We start from the raw sequence: 16,024 nt of genomic DNA on the forward strand, positions 1-16,024 counted from the left end.
TCTGCGTGCGGCTACGCGCCGAAGCCGACGCGCCGCTTTGTCTCCTCGCCGATGTCGACATAGCCGAGCGCGGCGCCCGGGACCACCACGCGACGGCCCTTGGCGTCCGTGAGGTCGAGCGTGCCGCCCTTGGTCGCCGCGGCCACCGCCGCCGCGACCGCGTCCGCCGACATGTCGGTGTCGATAGCGATCTCGCGCGACACGTTCTGCACGCCGATCCTGATCTCCACAGCCGCCTCCAATGCTCGTGATGCCGTAGGTCTGCCCTTATCCTAGGGCGATGACTCGGCGGTCCGGAGGCCTGTTCGCGGGCAGGGGAATCGCCCTCCCCGGCATCCTCGTGACCCTCGTGACCGTGGTCGTCTGCTTCGCCGCCGGTCTTGGCGCGGGCTGGGTGACCGGCCAGGTACCGAGCTGGTACCGGGCGTGGAGCGCCGAGCCGGAGCCCAGCGTCTCCGCCAGCCCCTCCGAGAGCCCCGAGCCCGAGGTGAGCCTGCCCGCGATGGAACCGATCACCCGCGCGCTCGACGAGCAGGACGCCGCCGCGGGCGTCGTCACCACCACCGTGCCCGAGCAGGGCGAGGGCACCTTCACCACCGTCAGCCGCACCACGGGGCCCTCCGCCTCGCCCGACGAGACCGACGGGCCCACGCGCTATGTCCGCATCGACGTCGAGGACGGTGTCACGGTCGACGAGGAGGCCCTCGTCTCCTCGGTCATGACGACCCTGCAGGACCAGCGCGGGTGGGGATCCGCAGGCCGGCTGCAGTTCGTCGTGACCGACGGCGCCGCGGACGTGCAGGTGGTCATCGCGACGCCGTACACGATCGCCACCCGATGCCCCGACGAGCCTGCGGGCGAGGACCCCACCTGCGCCGAGCAGGGCATCGTGCCGGTGTCGATCTACGACTGGACGGCCGGGATCGGCCGCTACGGCGACAACCGCAAGGGTGCCCGCGCGTACCTCCTCAACCACGGGACCGGCCTCGTGCTCGGCGAGGAGCAGGTGAAGTGCACGTCCGGCCAGGCCTCCGTGATGGCTGACCAGACCCGCATGCCCAAGGCCTGCACCACCAACGCCTGGCCGTTCCCCGACGCCAAGAAGTCCGGCTGAGCGGCGCGGTGACGCGGACGGTGTCAGACCCCTCTGGTGGGATCGGCGCATGACCGCGCTCCGCCTGCTGCCCGCCGCGTCGGTGCCGGCCCCGCCCGCGCTCGACGAGGCGCAGCGGGCCGCCGTCGACGCCGCGCTCGCGCCGTCGCGACCCGGGGAGCCCGGCCACCTCGTCGTGGTGGGTCCGCCCGGGGCCGGGAAGACGACGCTCGCCGGCGCGCTCGCGCTCGAGGCCGCGCACCGCGGGACCGACCCGGGCCGACTGCTCGTCCTGTCGGCGACCCGCGCGGGCGCCGCGCGGCTGCGCGACCGCGTGTCGCTCGCCCTCGAACGGCCGGTGGGGGCGCCGGTGGTGCGCACCGCCGCGTCGGCCGCGCACGGGATCCTTTCCGCGCAGGCGACCGCGCTCGGCGACCCGCCGCCGGTCCTCGTGACCGGCGCGGAGCAGGACCAGATCCTCCGCGAGCTCCTCGACGGCCATCGTGCGGGGCTCGGGCGCGTCCCCGACTGGGGCGGCGCCGTCCCCGTCGAGGCGACCGGGCTCGCGGGCTTCCGCGCCGAGCTGCGCGACCTGCTGATGCGCGCGAGCGAGGCGGGGCTCGACCCGGACGGCCTCGCGGGTCTCGGCGACGCCACGGGGCGCCCCGAGTGGCGCGCGGCCGCCTCGGTGATGGACGAGTACGACGCGGTCCTCGGCTGGCGCTCGCTCACGCCGGACCAGGGCTCCCGATTCGACCCCGCCGTGGTGGTCGCGCAGGCCGCGCACGTCCTCGAGAGCTGGGACGCGCCGGGCGAGCGGCCATCGTGGGACCTCGTGGTGGTGGACGACGCCCAGGACCTCACCCGCGCCGGCATCCGCCTCCTCCGCGCCCTGGCCGCCGGAGGGGCGCGGCTCGTGCTGCTGGGCAACGCGGACGAGGCGGTGCAGGGCTACCGCGGCGCGGTCCCCGCGGTGCTCGCCGCCGCGACCGGCACGGACGGTCCCGGCGGCTTCGGCGCCGCGCTCCTGCGGCTCGGCCCGGGGCATCGCCAGGCGGGCGCGCTCGCGGCCGTGACCGCCTCCGCGGTCGGGCGCATCGGCACGGCGGGGGCCGGGTCGGCCCGCGTCGCCGTGCCCGCGCCCGACACCTCCGAGGGCGTCGAGATCCTGGTGGCCGCGCATCGTCACGCGCACTCGCGCGCGATCGCGCAGGCGCTGCGCCGCGCGCGCCACGGCCTCGACGGCCCGGAGACGCCGTGGGGCGAGATGGTCGTGGTCGCACGCTCGAGCGCGCGGCTGCGGGAGATCCGCGCGGACCTCGCGGCCGCGGACATCCCGTGCGAGACTCTCGGCGACGGCACCGCGCTGCACGCCGAGCCAGCGGTAGCCCCGATCCTCACCCTCATGCGCCGCGCCGCGGAGCTCGCGCGCGGCGAGACGCCCGCGTGGGAGGAGGCCGAGGCGGTCGAGCTGCTCGGTTCGCGCATCGTCGGCATCGACCCCGTCGCGATGCGCCGGCTGCGCCGCGCGCTCGTCCGGGAGGAGCGGCGCGGCGGCGGCTCCCGCCCGTCCGCGGAGCTGCTCGTCGAGGCGGTCGCCGCCCCCGAGCGCTGGGCGAGCCTCGGCACCCCCGAGGCACGGCTCGCGGAGCGGGCCTCGCGCGCGCTCCACGCGGGCGCCGCGGCGGCCGCGGGCGGCACCCCGGCCACGGTGGCGTGGGCGGTCTGGGACGCCCTCGGCGTCGCCGACGACTGGCGCGCCGCCGCGCTCGCCGGCTCCGCGCGCGACGACGCGGACCTCGACGCCGTGATCGCGCTCATGCGCGCCGCCGCGATCTACGTCGAGCGGATGCCGTCCGCCTCCGCGGAGTCGTTCGTCGACCACCTCGAGGGCCAGGACTTCGCGCCCGACACGCTCGGCGCGCGGGCGCGCGTCGAGGACGCCGTGGCGTTCTGCACGCCCGCGTCCGCGGCCGGGCGCGAGTGGGACACCGTCGTCGTGGCCGGGCTCGAGGAGGGGGCGTGGCCCGACACGCGCCTCCGGGACGCGGTCCTGGGCGCCCAGCAGCTCGCGGAGATCGTCGCGGGCCGCGCCGAGGCCGCCCCGCTCGCGCCGCAGGCCCGTGCCGCATGGGCCCGGGCCGCGCGCCGCGCCGTCGTGGACGACGAGACCCGCGCCTTCGCGGTGGCCGTGTCGCGTGCGCGCCGCCGGCTGATGCTCACGTGCGTCGACGGCGAGGACGAGCGCCCCTCGCGCTACCTCGCGTGGGCGGGCGCGGCGGCAGGAGTCGAGCCGGTGCGGGCCGACGCGACCCCGCGCGTCACGGACCTGCGCTCCGCCGTCGCCGCGGTCCGGGCCGGCGCCGCCGAGGCGGCCGACGACGCCCGGCGTGCTCACGTCGAGGTGCTCGCACGCCTGGCGGCCATGGGCGTCGCGGGCGCGGACCCCGACGAGTGGCACGGGGTCCCCGCCGCGTCGACGGAGGTCGGCATGTGGGACGACGACCAGCCGGTGCGGGTGTCCCCGTCGCGGCTCGAGGCGCTCGAGACCTGCCCCCTGCGGTGGGCGCTGGAGACGGCCGGCGGCAGCGCCGCCGCCTCCGAGAAGCAGAGCCTCGGCACGCTCGTGCACGAGGTCGCGGCGGCCCTGCCGCACGGCACCCACGCGGAGCTCGCGGCCGCGCTCGAGGAGCGGTGGCCCGAGATCGCCGGCACCGAGACCTGGCCCGACCGCGTCCTCAAGGACCGTGCCGACGCGATGATCCGCCGCCTCGCGGGCTACGTCGCGGGCGTGCGCGCGGGCGAGGTCCGCGTCGAGCAGCCGTTCAGCGTCCAGATCGGGCGCGCGGTCGTTGCCGGCAGCGCCGACCGTGTCGAGGTGACGGACGGCAAGGCGCGCATCGTCGACCTCAAGACCGGCCAGGCGGTGTCGAAGAAGGACGCCGAGCAGCACGCGCAGCTCGCGATGTACCAGCTCGCCGCGGACCACGGCGGCTTCGACGGCGTCGCCGAGGCCGACGGCGCGGCGCTCGTGTTCGTCGGCGGCGCGACCCAGGGCGCGAGCGAGCGCGCCCAGCCCGCGATCGACGTGGAGAAGGAGAAGGCGCGCCTCACCGAGGCGGTCGACACCATGGCGCGCGGCACGTTCACGGCGATCACGAACGACCGCTGCGCGGCGTGCCCGGTGCGGCGCTCGTGCCCGGCGTGGCCGAGCGGAAGGCAGGTGACGGACGGATGACCGAGGCGGACCTCGCGGACGAGGGCCTCGTCCGGGGCGCGCGCCGCTCCGCGGAGGAGCTCGCGGTGCTCGTCACCGGACGCCCGCCCACGCCCGAGCAGGCCGGCGTCATCGGCGCCGGGCTCGACCCGATGCTGGTGGTCGCGGGCGCCGGGTCGGGCAAGACCGAGACCCTGTCGCTGCGCATCGTCCACCTGCTCGATCACGCGGAGGAGCTGTTCGGCACGCCCATCAGCCCCGACGAGATCCTGTGCCTCACCTTCACGCGCAAGGCCGCCGCCGAGATCGCCGAGCGCGCCGAGCACCGCATCGCGACCGCCTTCGGCGAGGACCCGTCCCGCCCGCCCGCCTCGGTGTCGACGTACAACGCGTACTCTGCGCAGCTGGTCGCCGAGCACGGCCTGCGGCTCGGCATCGACCCCGACGCGACCACGCTGACCGCCGCCGCGCTGTGGCAGCTGGCGTCCGACGTCGTGACGTCGTGGACCGCGCCCCTCGACGCGGACGCGGCGGTCAGCACCGTGACCGCGGCGATCTCGCGGCTCGCGGGCCAGCTGCGCGACCACGACGTCACCCCGGAGGCGCTGCGCGCGTGGGCCCTGGGCGCCCTCGCGACGCTCGAGGAGCTGCCCAAGAACGCGGGCGACCGCGCTCCAGGACCGCTCACGACCCGGACCGGGAGCCCCAACGACCACGCCAAGCGCGTCGCGAAGCTGCGCACCCTCGCGGCGGTGTCCGAGCTCGTCGACGAGTTCCAGCGGCGCAAGCGCGAGGCGTCGCAGCTCGACTTCGCGGACCAGGTGGCGTTCGCCGCCGAGCTGTCGCGCCTCGAGGCGGTTCAGGCGGTCGAGCGCGGCCGCTACCGCGCGATCCTCCTCGACGAGTTCCAGGACACCTCGCCGGGACAGCTGCGGCTGTTCGCGCGGCTGTTCGGCGCCGACCACCACGTCATGGCGGTCGGCGACCCGAACCAGGCGATCTACGGCTTCCGCGGCGCCTCGGAGAGCGCGCTGCCCATGTTCGTCGACGAGTTCGCGCACGGGCGCGAGGTGCGCCAGGCGAGCCTGTCGGTGTCGTGGCGCAACGAGGGCGCGGTCCTCGCGGTGGCCAACGCGGCGGCCGCGCCGCTGCGCGAGGCCTCGCGCGTCGAGGTGCTCCCGCTGCGCTCCCGCGCCACCTACCTTGAGCAGCGGGAGCCCGCCCGACGCGCACCCGGCGTCGCCGGCCTCGTCACCGAGGACCACGTGCAGGAGGCCGATGCGGTGGTGGCCTTCGTCCAGGACCGTCGCGCCGAGCTGCGCACCGGCCCCGAGCTCCCCACGGCCGCGATCCTGTGCCGCCGCCGCGCGCAGTTCGCCGCGATGGTCGAGGCGCTCGTGCGGGCGGGCGTCGACTACGAGGTGGTGGGTCTCGGCGGCCTCGTCGACACCCCCGAGGTCTCGGACCTGGTCGCGCTGCTCGAGATCGCGCACGACCCCTCGCGCGGCGACTCCGCGATGCGCCTGCTCACGTCCGAGCGCATCGCCCTCGGCATCCGCGACCTCGCCGCGCTGCAGGACTGGGCGCGCGAGCTCGCGGGACCGCGGGAGTCCCGCGACAGCGAGTCGAGCCTCGTCGACGCGCTCGCCACGCCCCCGGCCCCCGGTTGGGCCTCGCGCGAGGGCCGCTCCCTGAGCGCCGTCGCCCACGGGCGCATCGTCCGGCTGCAGCGCGCGGTCGACGCGATCCGGACCCGCACCTACCTGTCCCTGCCCGAGCTCATCCTCGCCGCCGAGCGCGCGTGGGGCCTGGACATCGAGGCCGCGGTCGCGCGCCCCGACGGCCGCGCCGCGCGCAACGTCGACGCGTTCGTCGACGCCGCGCGCCAGTTCGCCGCGGGCGCCGAGCGCGCCACGCTGGGTGCCTTCCTCGCGTGGCTCGAGGCCGCGCGCAGCGAGGAGGGCGGCCTCGAGCTGCCGGTCAAGGAGCCCGAGCCCGGCGCCGTGCAGGTGCTCACGGTGCACGCGGCCAAGGGGCTCGAGTGGGACGTGGTGGCGGTGCCCGGCCTGGTGGACGGGCACTTCCCGTCGGTGGGGGAGCCGTCCTCGCGGCGCCCGTACTACACGGACGCCGGCTGGCGCGGGCGCGGCGTCGAGCTGCCGTACGAGCTGCGGCTCGACCGCGCGGACCTGCCGCACTGGGACTGGCGCTCGGCGGCCGACCACGGCACCCTCGCCGAGTCGCTCGAGGACTTCGAGAAGGCGTGCGGCGCGCACCGCGTCGCGGAGGAGCGGCGCCTCTTCTACGTCGCCGTGACGCGGGCCCGCTCGCACGTGCTGCTGTCCGCCTCCTGGCGGGTGGGCGGCGCGACCGTGCGGACGCCGTCGTGCTACCTGCGCGAGCTCGTCGAGCTGGGCATGCTGTCCGACGACGGCTGGGCGCCCCGCCCCGACGACGATGCGCCGGCCCCGGTCGAGCAGGTCCGTGCGGACTGGCCGCCCGCGCCCACCCCCGCGCAGCTCGGGAGGCGCGCCCTCGCCTGCGAGGTACGCGGCGCGCTGGCGGCGGGCTCCGAGGCGGGGCAGGACCCCGCCGACGCCGACTGGGCGCGGCTGCCGCTGGGCCGCGAGATCGCGGCGATGCTCGAGGAGCGGCGCGAGCGTGAGCGCGGCGTCGGGGACGTCGCGCTGCCGGCGCACCTGTCGACCTCGGGCCTCGTGTCGCTGCGCCGGGACCGCGAGGCGTTCACCGCGCAGCTGAGACGACCGCTGCCCGCCGAGCCGACGCCGGCCGCGCGTCGCGGCAGCCTGCTGCACGCGTGGATCGAGGCCCAGTACGGCCACGTGCCGCTGCTGTCCCTGGACGACCTCGGGCCCGGCGAGGACGAGGCCGACCTCGACGCGCTCAAGGACGCATTCGCGCGGTCCGAGTGGGCCGGCCGCGCGCCGAGCCACATCGAGGTCGACGTGGAGGTGCCCATCGGGGGCGTGACGATCCGCTCGCGCATCGACGCGGTGTTCCCGGCCGGCGCCGGGCTCGACAGGGTCACGGTGGTGGACTGGAAGTCCGGCTCCGCTCCCCGCGACGCGCACGAGCGCGCGGCGCGCGAGGTGCAGCTCGCGGTCTACCGGCTCGCGTGGTCGGAGTGGACGGGGGTGCCGCTCGAGGACGTCGACGCGGCGTTCCACTACGTCCGCGACGACGCGACGGTGCGGCCGGAGCGGCTGCTCACGCGAGAGGAGATCGAGGCGCTGCTCGCGCCGTCGGCCGGCTGAGGAGGGTCAGTCCTCGAACAGCATCGCCTCGAGGTCGGCGAGCATGCCCTCGCCGTCCGCGATCACGTCCGGGTTGTCCGTCCGGACGCCGTACATCAGCCAGCGCATGAGCGCCATCTCGGAGGCGAGGCGCGCGCGGTCGAGCAGGTGCGGGTCGCGCATCTCGCGGCGGCGGCCGTGATACGCCTCGACCACCGAGTCGAGCACGTCGTCGGGGGCCGCGGCGACCAGCCACGCGAGGTCGTCGGCGGGGTCCGCGACGCGCGCGTCCATCCAGTCGACGATCCCGGAGACCGAGCCGTCGGCCACGTAGACCTGGTGCTCGCCCATGTCGCCGTGGACCACGGTCGGGTCGAAGCGCCACCAGGACACGTTCTCGAGCTGGTGCTCCCAGCGGTCCGCGAGGCGCGGCGGGACCTTGCCGGTCTGGATGCCGGCGTCGAGCTCGGCCAGGCGCCGCTCGCGGTACTCCTCGGCGGTGTAGCCGGGCAGGCCCTGGTCCTCGATCACGGTGACGGGCAGCTCGTGGATCTCGGCGAGCGCGCGGCCCACCGTCGCCGCCAGCCCCGGCCCGGGCTGGAGCGCCGCGAGCATGAGCGGCGCGCCGGGCACCTCGGTGTAGACGATCGCGCGGCCGGTGTCGTCGGACAGCTCGGCGGCGCCCACCGGGTGCGGCACCTCGAACGACACGAGCCCGGCCTCCTTGGCGCGGGCGAGGGCGCTCAGCAGGCCCTTCTCGGCCTCGAGCGCGGCGCCCGCGGCGGCCCGCTTGGGCGCGCGCACGATCCACCTCTTGCCGGTCGAGTCCTTGACCACGACGACCTCGAAGTCCGCATCCGTGTGCGGGCTGCGCAGCACGTCGTAGACGTCGAGCCCGGGCACGGCGACGGACGCCAGGGCTGCGAGCGCGAGCGGTGAACGGGGCACAGGCTCACGGTAGAGCGAACGGGGCGGTCGCGCCACGCTCCACGCCGCACGGGCCAGGCACGATGCACCCGGTGCGCCCCGACCCCCACCCCCGCGCGCCCACCGACACCGGCTTCCGGGGAACTCACCGACGGTCTGGGGAGATCTTCGCCTCCTGCGGGGAGCTGAGCGACGTTCCTTGCCCCTACCCACCGCGAATGGGTAGACCAGTGTCGCTTCCGGGAGATGTCCGCACGCCAGGGGTAGGTGAGTGTCGTCCGGCAGCCGTGACCGACCACCATCTACCCCTCACGAGCGCGAACCTCCGGAAAACGACCAAGGTCTACCCATGCGGAAGCGGGAGCCAGGGAGGGCGGTACGGTGACCAGGTGAGGAACCCCTGGCCGCTCGACCTTGCCAGCCGTGTCGACCGCGCCGCCGTGCGCCGCGACACCGTCGACCTGGAGGCCTGCGACGCGATCGTCGTGCGCGACGGGCGCGTGCTCGCCGCCGACGGGCGCGTCGTCGAGCTCGCCCCCGCCGCCCAGCCCCCGGCGGCCCTCCGGATCTACTTGGGACGCGACGGCGAGAGGGACCTCGTCGCGCTCGTGCCCGCGGACCCGGGCTTCGGGGCGGACGAGGACGGCATCGGCGGCGACCGCATGCGCGGCCTGCGCGACCTGCTCGCGGGCTTCTGGGACCGCGGCGCCGAGGGGGAGCGCGAGCACGAGCTGGCCACCACGGCCGTCGCGATCGCCAACTGGCACGCCACCCACCCGCGCTGCGCGCTGTGCGGCGAGCCCACCGAGCCGACGCTCGGCGGCTGGGTGCGCCGCTGCCCCGAGGACGGCCGCGACCACTACCCGCGCACCGATCCCGCGATCATCGTCGCGATCACCGACCCCGAGGACCGGCTCCTGCTGGCGCATGCCTCGCACTGGTCGCCGCGGCGCTTCTCGCACCTCGCGGGCTACGTCGAGCCGGGCGAGACCTTCGAGCAGGCGGTCCACCGCGAGGTCGAGGAGGAGTCGGGCCTCGCGCTCACCGGGCTCGAGTACCTCGGCTCGCAGCCGTGGCCCTTCCCCGCCTCCGTCATGGTCGCCTTCCGGGCCCGCACGGCGCGCCCGGAGGACCTGCGCCTCGACATGGATGAGATCTCCGAGGCGCGCTTCGTCGCGCGCGACGAGATCGCCGAGCTCATCGCGAGCGGCGAGGTCGTCCTCGCGCCCAAGGGCTCGGTCGCCCGCCGGATGCTCGAGGACTGGTTCGGGGGAGCGCTGCCCGAGCCGCGCCGCTCGGGCCCCGTCGACGTCTAGGACGGTCGCCGCCTCTACCGCCGCCGGGCCCGGCAGGACTACTCTCGCGCCAAGGCCCGCGCGCATCGGCCGCGACGCCCCTCTCATCCGCGCGGCGCGCACCCTCCGGGAGGCCCCATGATCGAGCTCGGCTCGTTCTCCACCACGGTGGGCCTCGTCACGGGTCCGCTCCAGGAGAGCCTCGCGGGCCGGGACTACCGGGTGGCGGCGGTCACCAACGGCGCGTCCAGCCACATCCTCCACGTGTTCGTCGAGAACGACGTGCTCGGGTTCTGCGTCACGTGGGATTGGTCGGAGGCACGATGCGCGGCGTACCCCGCGCCGATGCGCGCCGAGTGGTGGCGGTGGGCGATCGGCCCGTCGTGCCTCGCGCACTGGCGCGGCGAGCCGCTGCCCGCGCACGAGGGCTCCGCGGAGGCCGTCGGGCTGCTGCTCGCCCGCATCGGGGAGCTCGAGGCGCTCGCGCGCGACCACGGCCGCTGGCAGGACGTGCGCCGCGGCCGCCTGCCGCGCTGAGCCGCATCGTCCCCAGGCGCGCCCGTGGTGTCGGCGGTCCCTGACACAATGGCCGCGATGTCAGCCGACCAGATCCTCGACGCCCTCGACCCGGAGCAGCGGGAGGTGGCCACCGCGCTCCACGGCCCTGTCGTCGTGCTCGCGGGAGCCGGCACGGGCAAGACCCGCGCGATCACCCACCGCATCGCCTACGGGGTGCGCGTCAACGCGTACAACCCGCAGTCCGTGCTCGCCGTCACCTTCACCGCGCGCGCGGCGGGGGAGATGCGCCAGCGCCTGCGCGGCCTGGGGGTCACGGGCGTCCAGGCCCGCACCTTCCACGCCGCCGCGCTGCGCCAGCTCAGCTACTTCTGGCCCGAGGTGGTCGGCGGCCAGATCCCGGGGCTCGTCGAGCACAAGGCGCCGCTCGTGGGCCGGGCGGCGCGCGACGCGGGCCTCAGCCCCGACCGCCTCACGGTGCGCGACCTGGCGTCCGAGATCGAGTGGGCGAAGGTGTCGCTCGTGAGCGCCGACGACTACGCCGCGAAGATCGCGCGCCTCGGCCGGCCGTCGCCCGCGGACCTGCCGCCGGCGCAGGTCGCGGATGTGATGCGCGCCTACGAGGACGCGAAGACGGACGCGGTGGTGCTCGACTTCGAGGACATCCTGCTGCTGCTCGCCGACATCATCGGCCGTCACCCGGAGGTGGGCGACCAGATCCGCCGCCAGTACCGCCACTTCGTCGTGGACGAGTACCAGGACGTCTCCCCGCTCCAGCAGTTCCTGCTCGAGCAGTGGCTCGGCGGCCGGCGCGAGCTGTGCGTCGTGGGCGACCCCGCGCAGACCATCTACTCGTTCGCCGGCGCGAGCCCGCAGCACCTGCTCGGCTTCACCCGCACGTATCCCGATGCCACGCAGGTGCGCCTGGTGCGCGACTACCGCTCCACGCCGCAGGTGGTGCGCCTCGCCAACGAGCTCATGCGCCGCCGCGGGTCCGCCGGCACGGGCGTCGAGCTCATCGCGCAGCGGCCCTCGGGCCCCGCGCCCGACTACCGCGCGTACGACGACGACGCGTCCGAGGCGCAGGGCGTCGCCGCGCAGATCGAGCGGCTGATCGGGACCGGGGTGAAGCCGTCGGAGATCGCCGTGCTGTACCGCATCAACAGCCAGTCGGAGGCGATGGAGGAGGCGCTGGCCGAGCGCGGCATCGGCTACCTCGTCCGCGGCGGGCAGCGGTTCTTCGATCGCGAGGAGGTCCGCAAGGGGATCGTGCTGCTGCGCGGCGCGGCGGTCGCCGAGGACGACCGGCCGCTCGGGGAGCGGGTGCGCGACGCGCTCGGCGGGGCCGGGTGGTCCGAGGAGCCGCCGGCGGCGCGCGGCGCCGTGCGCGAGCGCTGGGACGCGCTCCAGGCGCTCGTCAACCTCGCCGACGACCTCGCCGCCGACACCGGCGGCGCCGCGACCATGCGCGACCTGGTCGAGCACCTCGCGGAGCGGGCGCGCGCGCAGCACGCACCCGCCGTCGAGGGCGTCACCCTCACCTCGATGCACGCCGCCAAGGGCCTCGAGTGGGACGCGGTGTTCATCGTCGGCTGCTCCGAGGGCCTGCTGCCGATCACGCACGCCGAGACCGACGAGCAGCTCGAGGAGGAGCGCCGCCTCCTCTACGTGTCGATCACGCGCGCCCGCGAGCACCTCGCGCTCAGCTTCGCGCGCTCCCGCAAGGCGGGCGGCAAGGGGACCCGCAAGCGCACGCGCTTCCTCGAGCAGCAGTGGCCCGACGCGCGTCCCGCGCGGGTCGCGCGGCAGTCGACGTCCGCGAAGCTCGCGGACCTCGACCCCGAGCAGCTGCGCCTGTTCGACACGCTCAAGCAGTGGCGGCTCGCGATCGCGCAGGAGTCGTCCAAGCCCGCCTTCACGGTGCTGGTCGACGCCTCGCTCGTCGAGATCGCGCGCGACCGCCCGGCCAACCTGGGCGAGCTCGCCCGCGTGAGCGGGGTGGGGGCCTCGAAGCTCGACAAGTACGGCCTCGCGATCCTGGAGATCGTGGCCGCGCACTGACTCACGCCGCGCCGCACCCGCAGTCGGGGTGAGGGACGATGCGGCGCCGCCGCGGCAGCCCGCGCTCGACCCGCCAGGCGGTCGGGTCCGCGCCGGCGAGCAGCGCCGCGAGCGCCGTCGCGGCGAGCGCGCCCGCCACGGCCGCGGACAGCGCGTCGGTGCGCTCGGGCAGCCCCTCGCACTGCAGCGCGAGCACCGGCCACGCCGCATCGCGATCCGTGCGCTCCAGCCCGACGCACCGCAGGCACGCCGTCGCCCCGGGACGGACGGGCAGCACCGTCACGCCCGCCTCGTCGGCCAGCGCCGCGACGTGCGGGCCATCGAGCAGCAGCCGGTGGTGCACCGCCGCGCCCACCGCGCCGTACGCGGTCGCGATCTCGCCGTCGACGGACCGCTCGGCATCGAGATGGAGGCGCAGCCCGGGACGGACGGCGGCCGCGAGGCGCGCGACCGGCGCGGCGGGCGCGGCCGGATCGCCGACGAGGCTGAGCGACGCCGCACCGGCGCGTGCCGCCGCCTCGGCCGCCGCGGTGCCCACGGGCCCCAGGCCCCTCACCCGGACGTCGCGGCCGGCGAGGCTCGGCACAAGCACGCGGCGGGCCAGCCCGGGCTGCTCCGTGCCGTCGCCGCGCCACAGGAGCGGCGCTGCGGTCGCATCGTCCATGGCCTCACGGTCGCACGGCGGGCCGCCCGCTCCGGCGCTGTCCACAGGCCGGAGACGCGCGAAGGGCCGGTCCCCGTGGGGGCCGGCCCTTCGTGGAGCTCTGCTGGCTTTACGCCTTGCCGAGGATGCGGTTCAGCTTCGTGCCGCACACCGGGCAGGTGGCCTTCGCCATGCGGCGGCCGTTCTCCGAGACGACGACGTCGCCCTCGGTCTCGCGCTTCTCCTTGCACTTCACGCAGTAGAACTCGCCCGAGTACTTGTCAGCCATTCGGCTCTCCTTCTTCTCTGTGGCGCGGCGGTACACGCCGCACGTCTCTGCAGGCCGATGAGGGCCCTTGGTCCCCCAGCGTAGACGCGCGTGCCGGAAATCCACCCATCGGCGGGCGGGTGTCGCCACGCGGTCCGTGTGCACCCTACTCGTCTTCACCCCCGAGCAGGCGCTCGAGCTCGCGATCGACCTCGTCCCCCTCGCCGCGCGCGACGTACGCGTCGACCCACGCCTGCCAGCGGCCGAGCTCCTCCGAGTCGGGCAGCAGGTCGGGGTGCGACCACACGCCGTCGCGGCCCTCGGGCCCCAGCCGCGAGTGCAGCGAGGCCCACATCGCCGAGGCGTCGCGCATGCGCCGCGGGCGCAGCTCGAGGTCGAGCAGGTTGGCGAACGTGTCCTCCGCGGGACCGCCCGCGGCGCGGCGCCGGCGCATCATCTCGCGCAGCGCGCCCACGTCGGGCAGGTGCGGTGCGGCGGCGCGCATCGTCACGTCGTCGACCCAGCCCTCGACCAGCGCGAGCAGCGTCTCGATCGACTCGAGCGTCGCCTTCTGCTCGTCGGTGTGCTGGGACGCGAAGATGCCGCGGTTGAGCGCCTGCTGCAGGCGCGCGGGGTCGCCCATGCCGGCGTCGCGCACGGCCTCCTCGAGCGCGTCGAGGTCGATCGTGATGCCCTGCGAGTAGCGCTCGACGAGCGTGTGGAGCTGCCCGGGCAGCCACGGCGCCGCCGCGAACAGGCGGATGTGGGCCGCCTCGCGCAGGGCGAGGAACGTGCGCACCGCCTCCTCGTCGATGTCGAGGCCCTCGGCGAACTCGGTGATCGCCTTGGGCACCAGCACGACGCGGGGCTCGGCGAGCAGCGGGATGCCCAGGTCCGTGGCGCCGAAGGCCTCGCGGGCCATCTCGCCGGCCGCCTGACCCATGTGCATGCCGCACACGGTGGGGGCGACGGAGCGCAGCAGGGCGCTCGGGTCGATGCCGCCCGCGTCCTCGTCGATGTCGGCGGCGCCCTCGAGGAGGCCGCCGAGGGCGTGCGACACGCTCACGGCGACGGGGCCGGCGAGGGTGCGCCACGTCGGCAGGGTCGCCTCGACCCACTCCGCGCGGCTCCACACGCGCGGCTCGAGCCGCGTCGGGTCGAAGTCCGTGACGGCGTCCAGCCACAGCTCGGCGCGCGAGATCGCCTGACGGTGCAGCGACGCCGTGGCCGCCGAGACGCTGGGATCACCGCCCTGGGCCGCGACGCCGCGCGCGACGTCGTGCGCCAGCTTCCAGTTGACGTCCTCGCCCTCCGACTGCGAGACGAGGGCCCGGATCTGGCCGAGCACATGCTCCATCATCGCGGGGCTGGCGGCGAGCCCGGACTGCGCGGCGAGCGCCTCCGGGTCCATGCCCATGCGCTGCAGCTCCTCCAGGGCGGCCTCCGCATCGTCCCCGAACAGCTCTCGCAGCAGCCGCATCCACGGCGTCGACTCGTCGCTCACGCTCACTCCGTCCGCGCACGCCGCATGCGTGCCTCCACCACGGTAACGAAGGACCGCCCGGATGCGCGGCGACGTTCGCTACCAGCAATGCCGTGCCGAGCCGCCGCGCGCATCGGCAACAATGGGGGCGTGACGACGACCGAGGCCAGCACCCCCGCGCCCGTGGAGCGCGCGACCTCCACCCGCCGCAGCACCGTGATGTCCGTGACGGGCCTCGCGACGAGCGCGCTGATCGCGCTGCTCACGATCGTGCCGTCGCCGTACGCGGTCGGATCCGCCGGGCCCACGTTCGACACGCTCGGCGACATCGACGACGTGCCGCTCGTCGAGATCTCCGGCGCCCCCACCTACATGTCCTCGGGCGAGCTGCGGCTCACCACGGTGTCGGTGTCCCGCGCCGGCTCGCAGCCGTTCACGCTCGGCCGCGTGCTCGCAGGCTGGGCGTCGCCGCGCCAGTACGTGGTGCCGCAGGAGGACGTCTTCGGCACCGCCGACGAGGAGGACGCCGCCGAGAAGCAGGCGCAGCAGGAGTGGATCAGCTCGCAGGAGAGCGCCACCGTGTCCGCGCTCGAGGCGCTCGGGCACCCCGTGCCCGCGGTGCTCGAGATCGCCGGCTTCGCCCAGGGCTCGAACGCCAAGGGCCTGCTCAAGAAGACGGACATCATCACCGGCGTCGACGGGGAGCCCGTCGCGACGTTCTCCGCGCTGGCCGACGCGATCGCCGTGCACGAGCCCGGCGACGACATCACCGTGACGGTGATGCGGGACGGCAAGGACCGCACCGAGACGTTCGCGACCGTCGACGACGGCACCGGCGACGCCGCGATCGGCGTGTGGATCGACCCGACCTTCGACCTGCCGATCGACGTCACGGTGCAGATCGACTCCGTCGGCGGCCCGTCCGCGGGGCTCATGTTCTCGCTCGGCATCATGGACCGCCTCACCGAGGTCGACGAGCTCGACGGCGCGCGCGTCGCGGGCACGGGCACGATCGACGCGACCGGCGACGTGGGCCCCATCGGCGGCATCCGCATGAAGCTCTTCGGCGCGCAGGACGCGGGCTCGGAGTGGTTCCTCGCGCCGGTCGAGAACTGCGCCGACGTCCGCGGCAACATCCCTGATGGTCTCCACGTTGTCGCAGTGGACACCCTCGACGACGCATACGAAGCGATCAGCCGCATCGGCCAGGACGACACCGCCGACCTGCCCGGCTGCTGAGCGTGGCAGGCTAGAGCCATCCCGACCC

12 protein-coding genes are annotated in these 16,024 nt (G+C 75.6%); 7 read left to right on the forward strand and 5 right to left on the reverse strand.

Going from position 1 to position 16,024, the window contains the following annotated elements:
• Nucleotides 1-11: 11 nt before the first annotated feature.
• Complete coding sequence (locus tag AOM02_RS07960) at nt 12-230, reverse strand: DUF3107 domain-containing protein (protein WP_062298558.1); 219 nt, start codon at nt 228-230, stop codon at nt 12-14.
• A 50-nt stretch (nt 231-280) separates the two neighbouring features.
• Between AOM02_RS07960 and AOM02_RS07965 the strand changes: the two genes are divergently transcribed.
• Genes AOM02_RS07965 through AOM02_RS07975 form a run of 3 tightly spaced genes read left to right on the forward strand, consistent with a single transcriptional unit; the run spans nt 281 to nt 7,585 of the window.
• Nucleotides 281-1,114 carry a DUF3152 domain-containing protein gene (locus AOM02_RS07965; RefSeq protein WP_156156142.1) on the forward strand — a complete coding sequence of 278 codons (834 nt, stop codon included), beginning with the start codon at nt 281-283 and terminating at the stop codon, nt 1,112-1,114.
• A 49-nt stretch (nt 1,115-1,163) separates the two neighbouring features.
• Nucleotides 1,164-4,331 carry a UrvD/REP family ATP-dependent DNA helicase gene (locus AOM02_RS07970; RefSeq protein ID WP_062298562.1) on the forward strand — a complete coding sequence of 1,056 codons (3,168 nt, stop codon included), beginning with the start codon at nt 1,164-1,166 and terminating at the stop codon, nt 4,329-4,331.
• A complete protein-coding gene (locus AOM02_RS07975) occupies nt 4,328-7,585 on the forward strand; it encodes an ATP-dependent helicase (RefSeq protein WP_082104974.1) in 3,258 nt (1,085 codons plus the stop codon). The genes AOM02_RS07970 and AOM02_RS07975 overlap by 4 nt, the downstream gene beginning before the upstream one ends.
• 6 nt (nt 7,586-7,591) lie before the next feature.
• Here AOM02_RS07975 and AOM02_RS07980 read toward each other — a convergent pair whose 3' ends face one another.
• Nucleotides 7,592-8,512 carry a phosphotransferase gene (locus AOM02_RS07980; protein ID WP_062298567.1) on the reverse strand — a complete coding sequence of 307 codons (921 nt, stop codon included), beginning with the start codon at nt 8,510-8,512 and terminating at the stop codon, nt 7,592-7,594.
• Nucleotides 8,513-8,880: 368 nt separating this feature from the next.
• Here AOM02_RS07980 and nudC point away from each other — a divergent pair, with 368 nt between their 5' ends.
• The 3 genes from nudC to AOM02_RS07995 all read left to right on the forward strand — a co-directional run bounded on the left by nudC (nt 8,881) and on the right by AOM02_RS07995 (nt 12,363).
• Nucleotides 8,881-9,807 carry an NAD(+) diphosphatase gene (gene nudC, locus AOM02_RS07985; protein ID WP_062298569.1) on the forward strand — a complete coding sequence of 309 codons (927 nt, stop codon included), beginning with the start codon at nt 8,881-8,883 and terminating at the stop codon, nt 9,805-9,807.
• A 117-nt stretch (nt 9,808-9,924) separates the two neighbouring features.
• Nucleotides 9,925-10,323: a hypothetical protein gene (locus tag AOM02_RS07990; RefSeq protein WP_062298571.1), complete on the forward strand. Its 399-nt coding sequence runs from the start codon at nt 9,925-9,927 to the stop codon at nt 10,321-10,323.
• 57 nt (nt 10,324-10,380) lie between these two features.
• On the forward strand, nt 10,381-12,363 hold the full coding sequence (locus AOM02_RS07995; RefSeq protein ID WP_062298679.1) for an ATP-dependent DNA helicase UvrD2: 1,983 nt from the start codon (nt 10,381-10,383) through the stop codon (nt 12,361-12,363).
• Between the two features lies 1 nt (nt 12,364).
• Here the strand turns inward: AOM02_RS07995 and AOM02_RS08000 are convergent, their stop codons facing one another.
• The 3 genes from AOM02_RS08000 to AOM02_RS08005 all read right to left on the reverse strand — a co-directional run bounded on the left by AOM02_RS08000 (nt 12,365) and on the right by AOM02_RS08005 (nt 14,778).
• Nucleotides 12,365-13,027 carry a hypothetical protein gene (locus AOM02_RS08000; RefSeq protein WP_062298573.1) on the reverse strand — a complete coding sequence of 221 codons (663 nt, stop codon included), beginning with the start codon at nt 13,025-13,027 and terminating at the stop codon, nt 12,365-12,367.
• Nucleotides 13,028-13,136: 109 nt separating this feature from the next.
• Nucleotides 13,137-13,295: a DUF5679 domain-containing protein gene (locus AOM02_RS14490; protein WP_169746536.1), complete on the reverse strand. Its 159-nt coding sequence runs from the start codon at nt 13,293-13,295 to the stop codon at nt 13,137-13,139.
• Between the two features lie 145 nt (nt 13,296-13,440).
• Nucleotides 13,441-14,778 (reverse strand): zinc-dependent metalloprotease, encoded by a 1,338-nt coding sequence (locus AOM02_RS08005; protein WP_228373046.1) that lies wholly within the window; start codon nt 14,776-14,778, stop codon nt 13,441-13,443.
• A 129-nt stretch (nt 14,779-14,907) separates the two neighbouring features.
• On the opposite strand from AOM02_RS08005, the gene AOM02_RS08010 reads away from it, so the two are divergent.
• A complete protein-coding gene (locus AOM02_RS08010; protein WP_228373800.1) occupies nt 14,908-15,996 on the forward strand; it encodes a YlbL family protein in 1,089 nt (362 codons plus the stop codon).
• The last annotated feature ends 28 nt before the right edge of the window (nt 15,997-16,024 follow it).

Source organism: Demequina maris (assembly GCF_000971155.1).
Classification (GTDB): Bacteria; Actinomycetota; Actinomycetes; order Actinomycetales; family Demequinaceae; genus Demequina; species Demequina maris.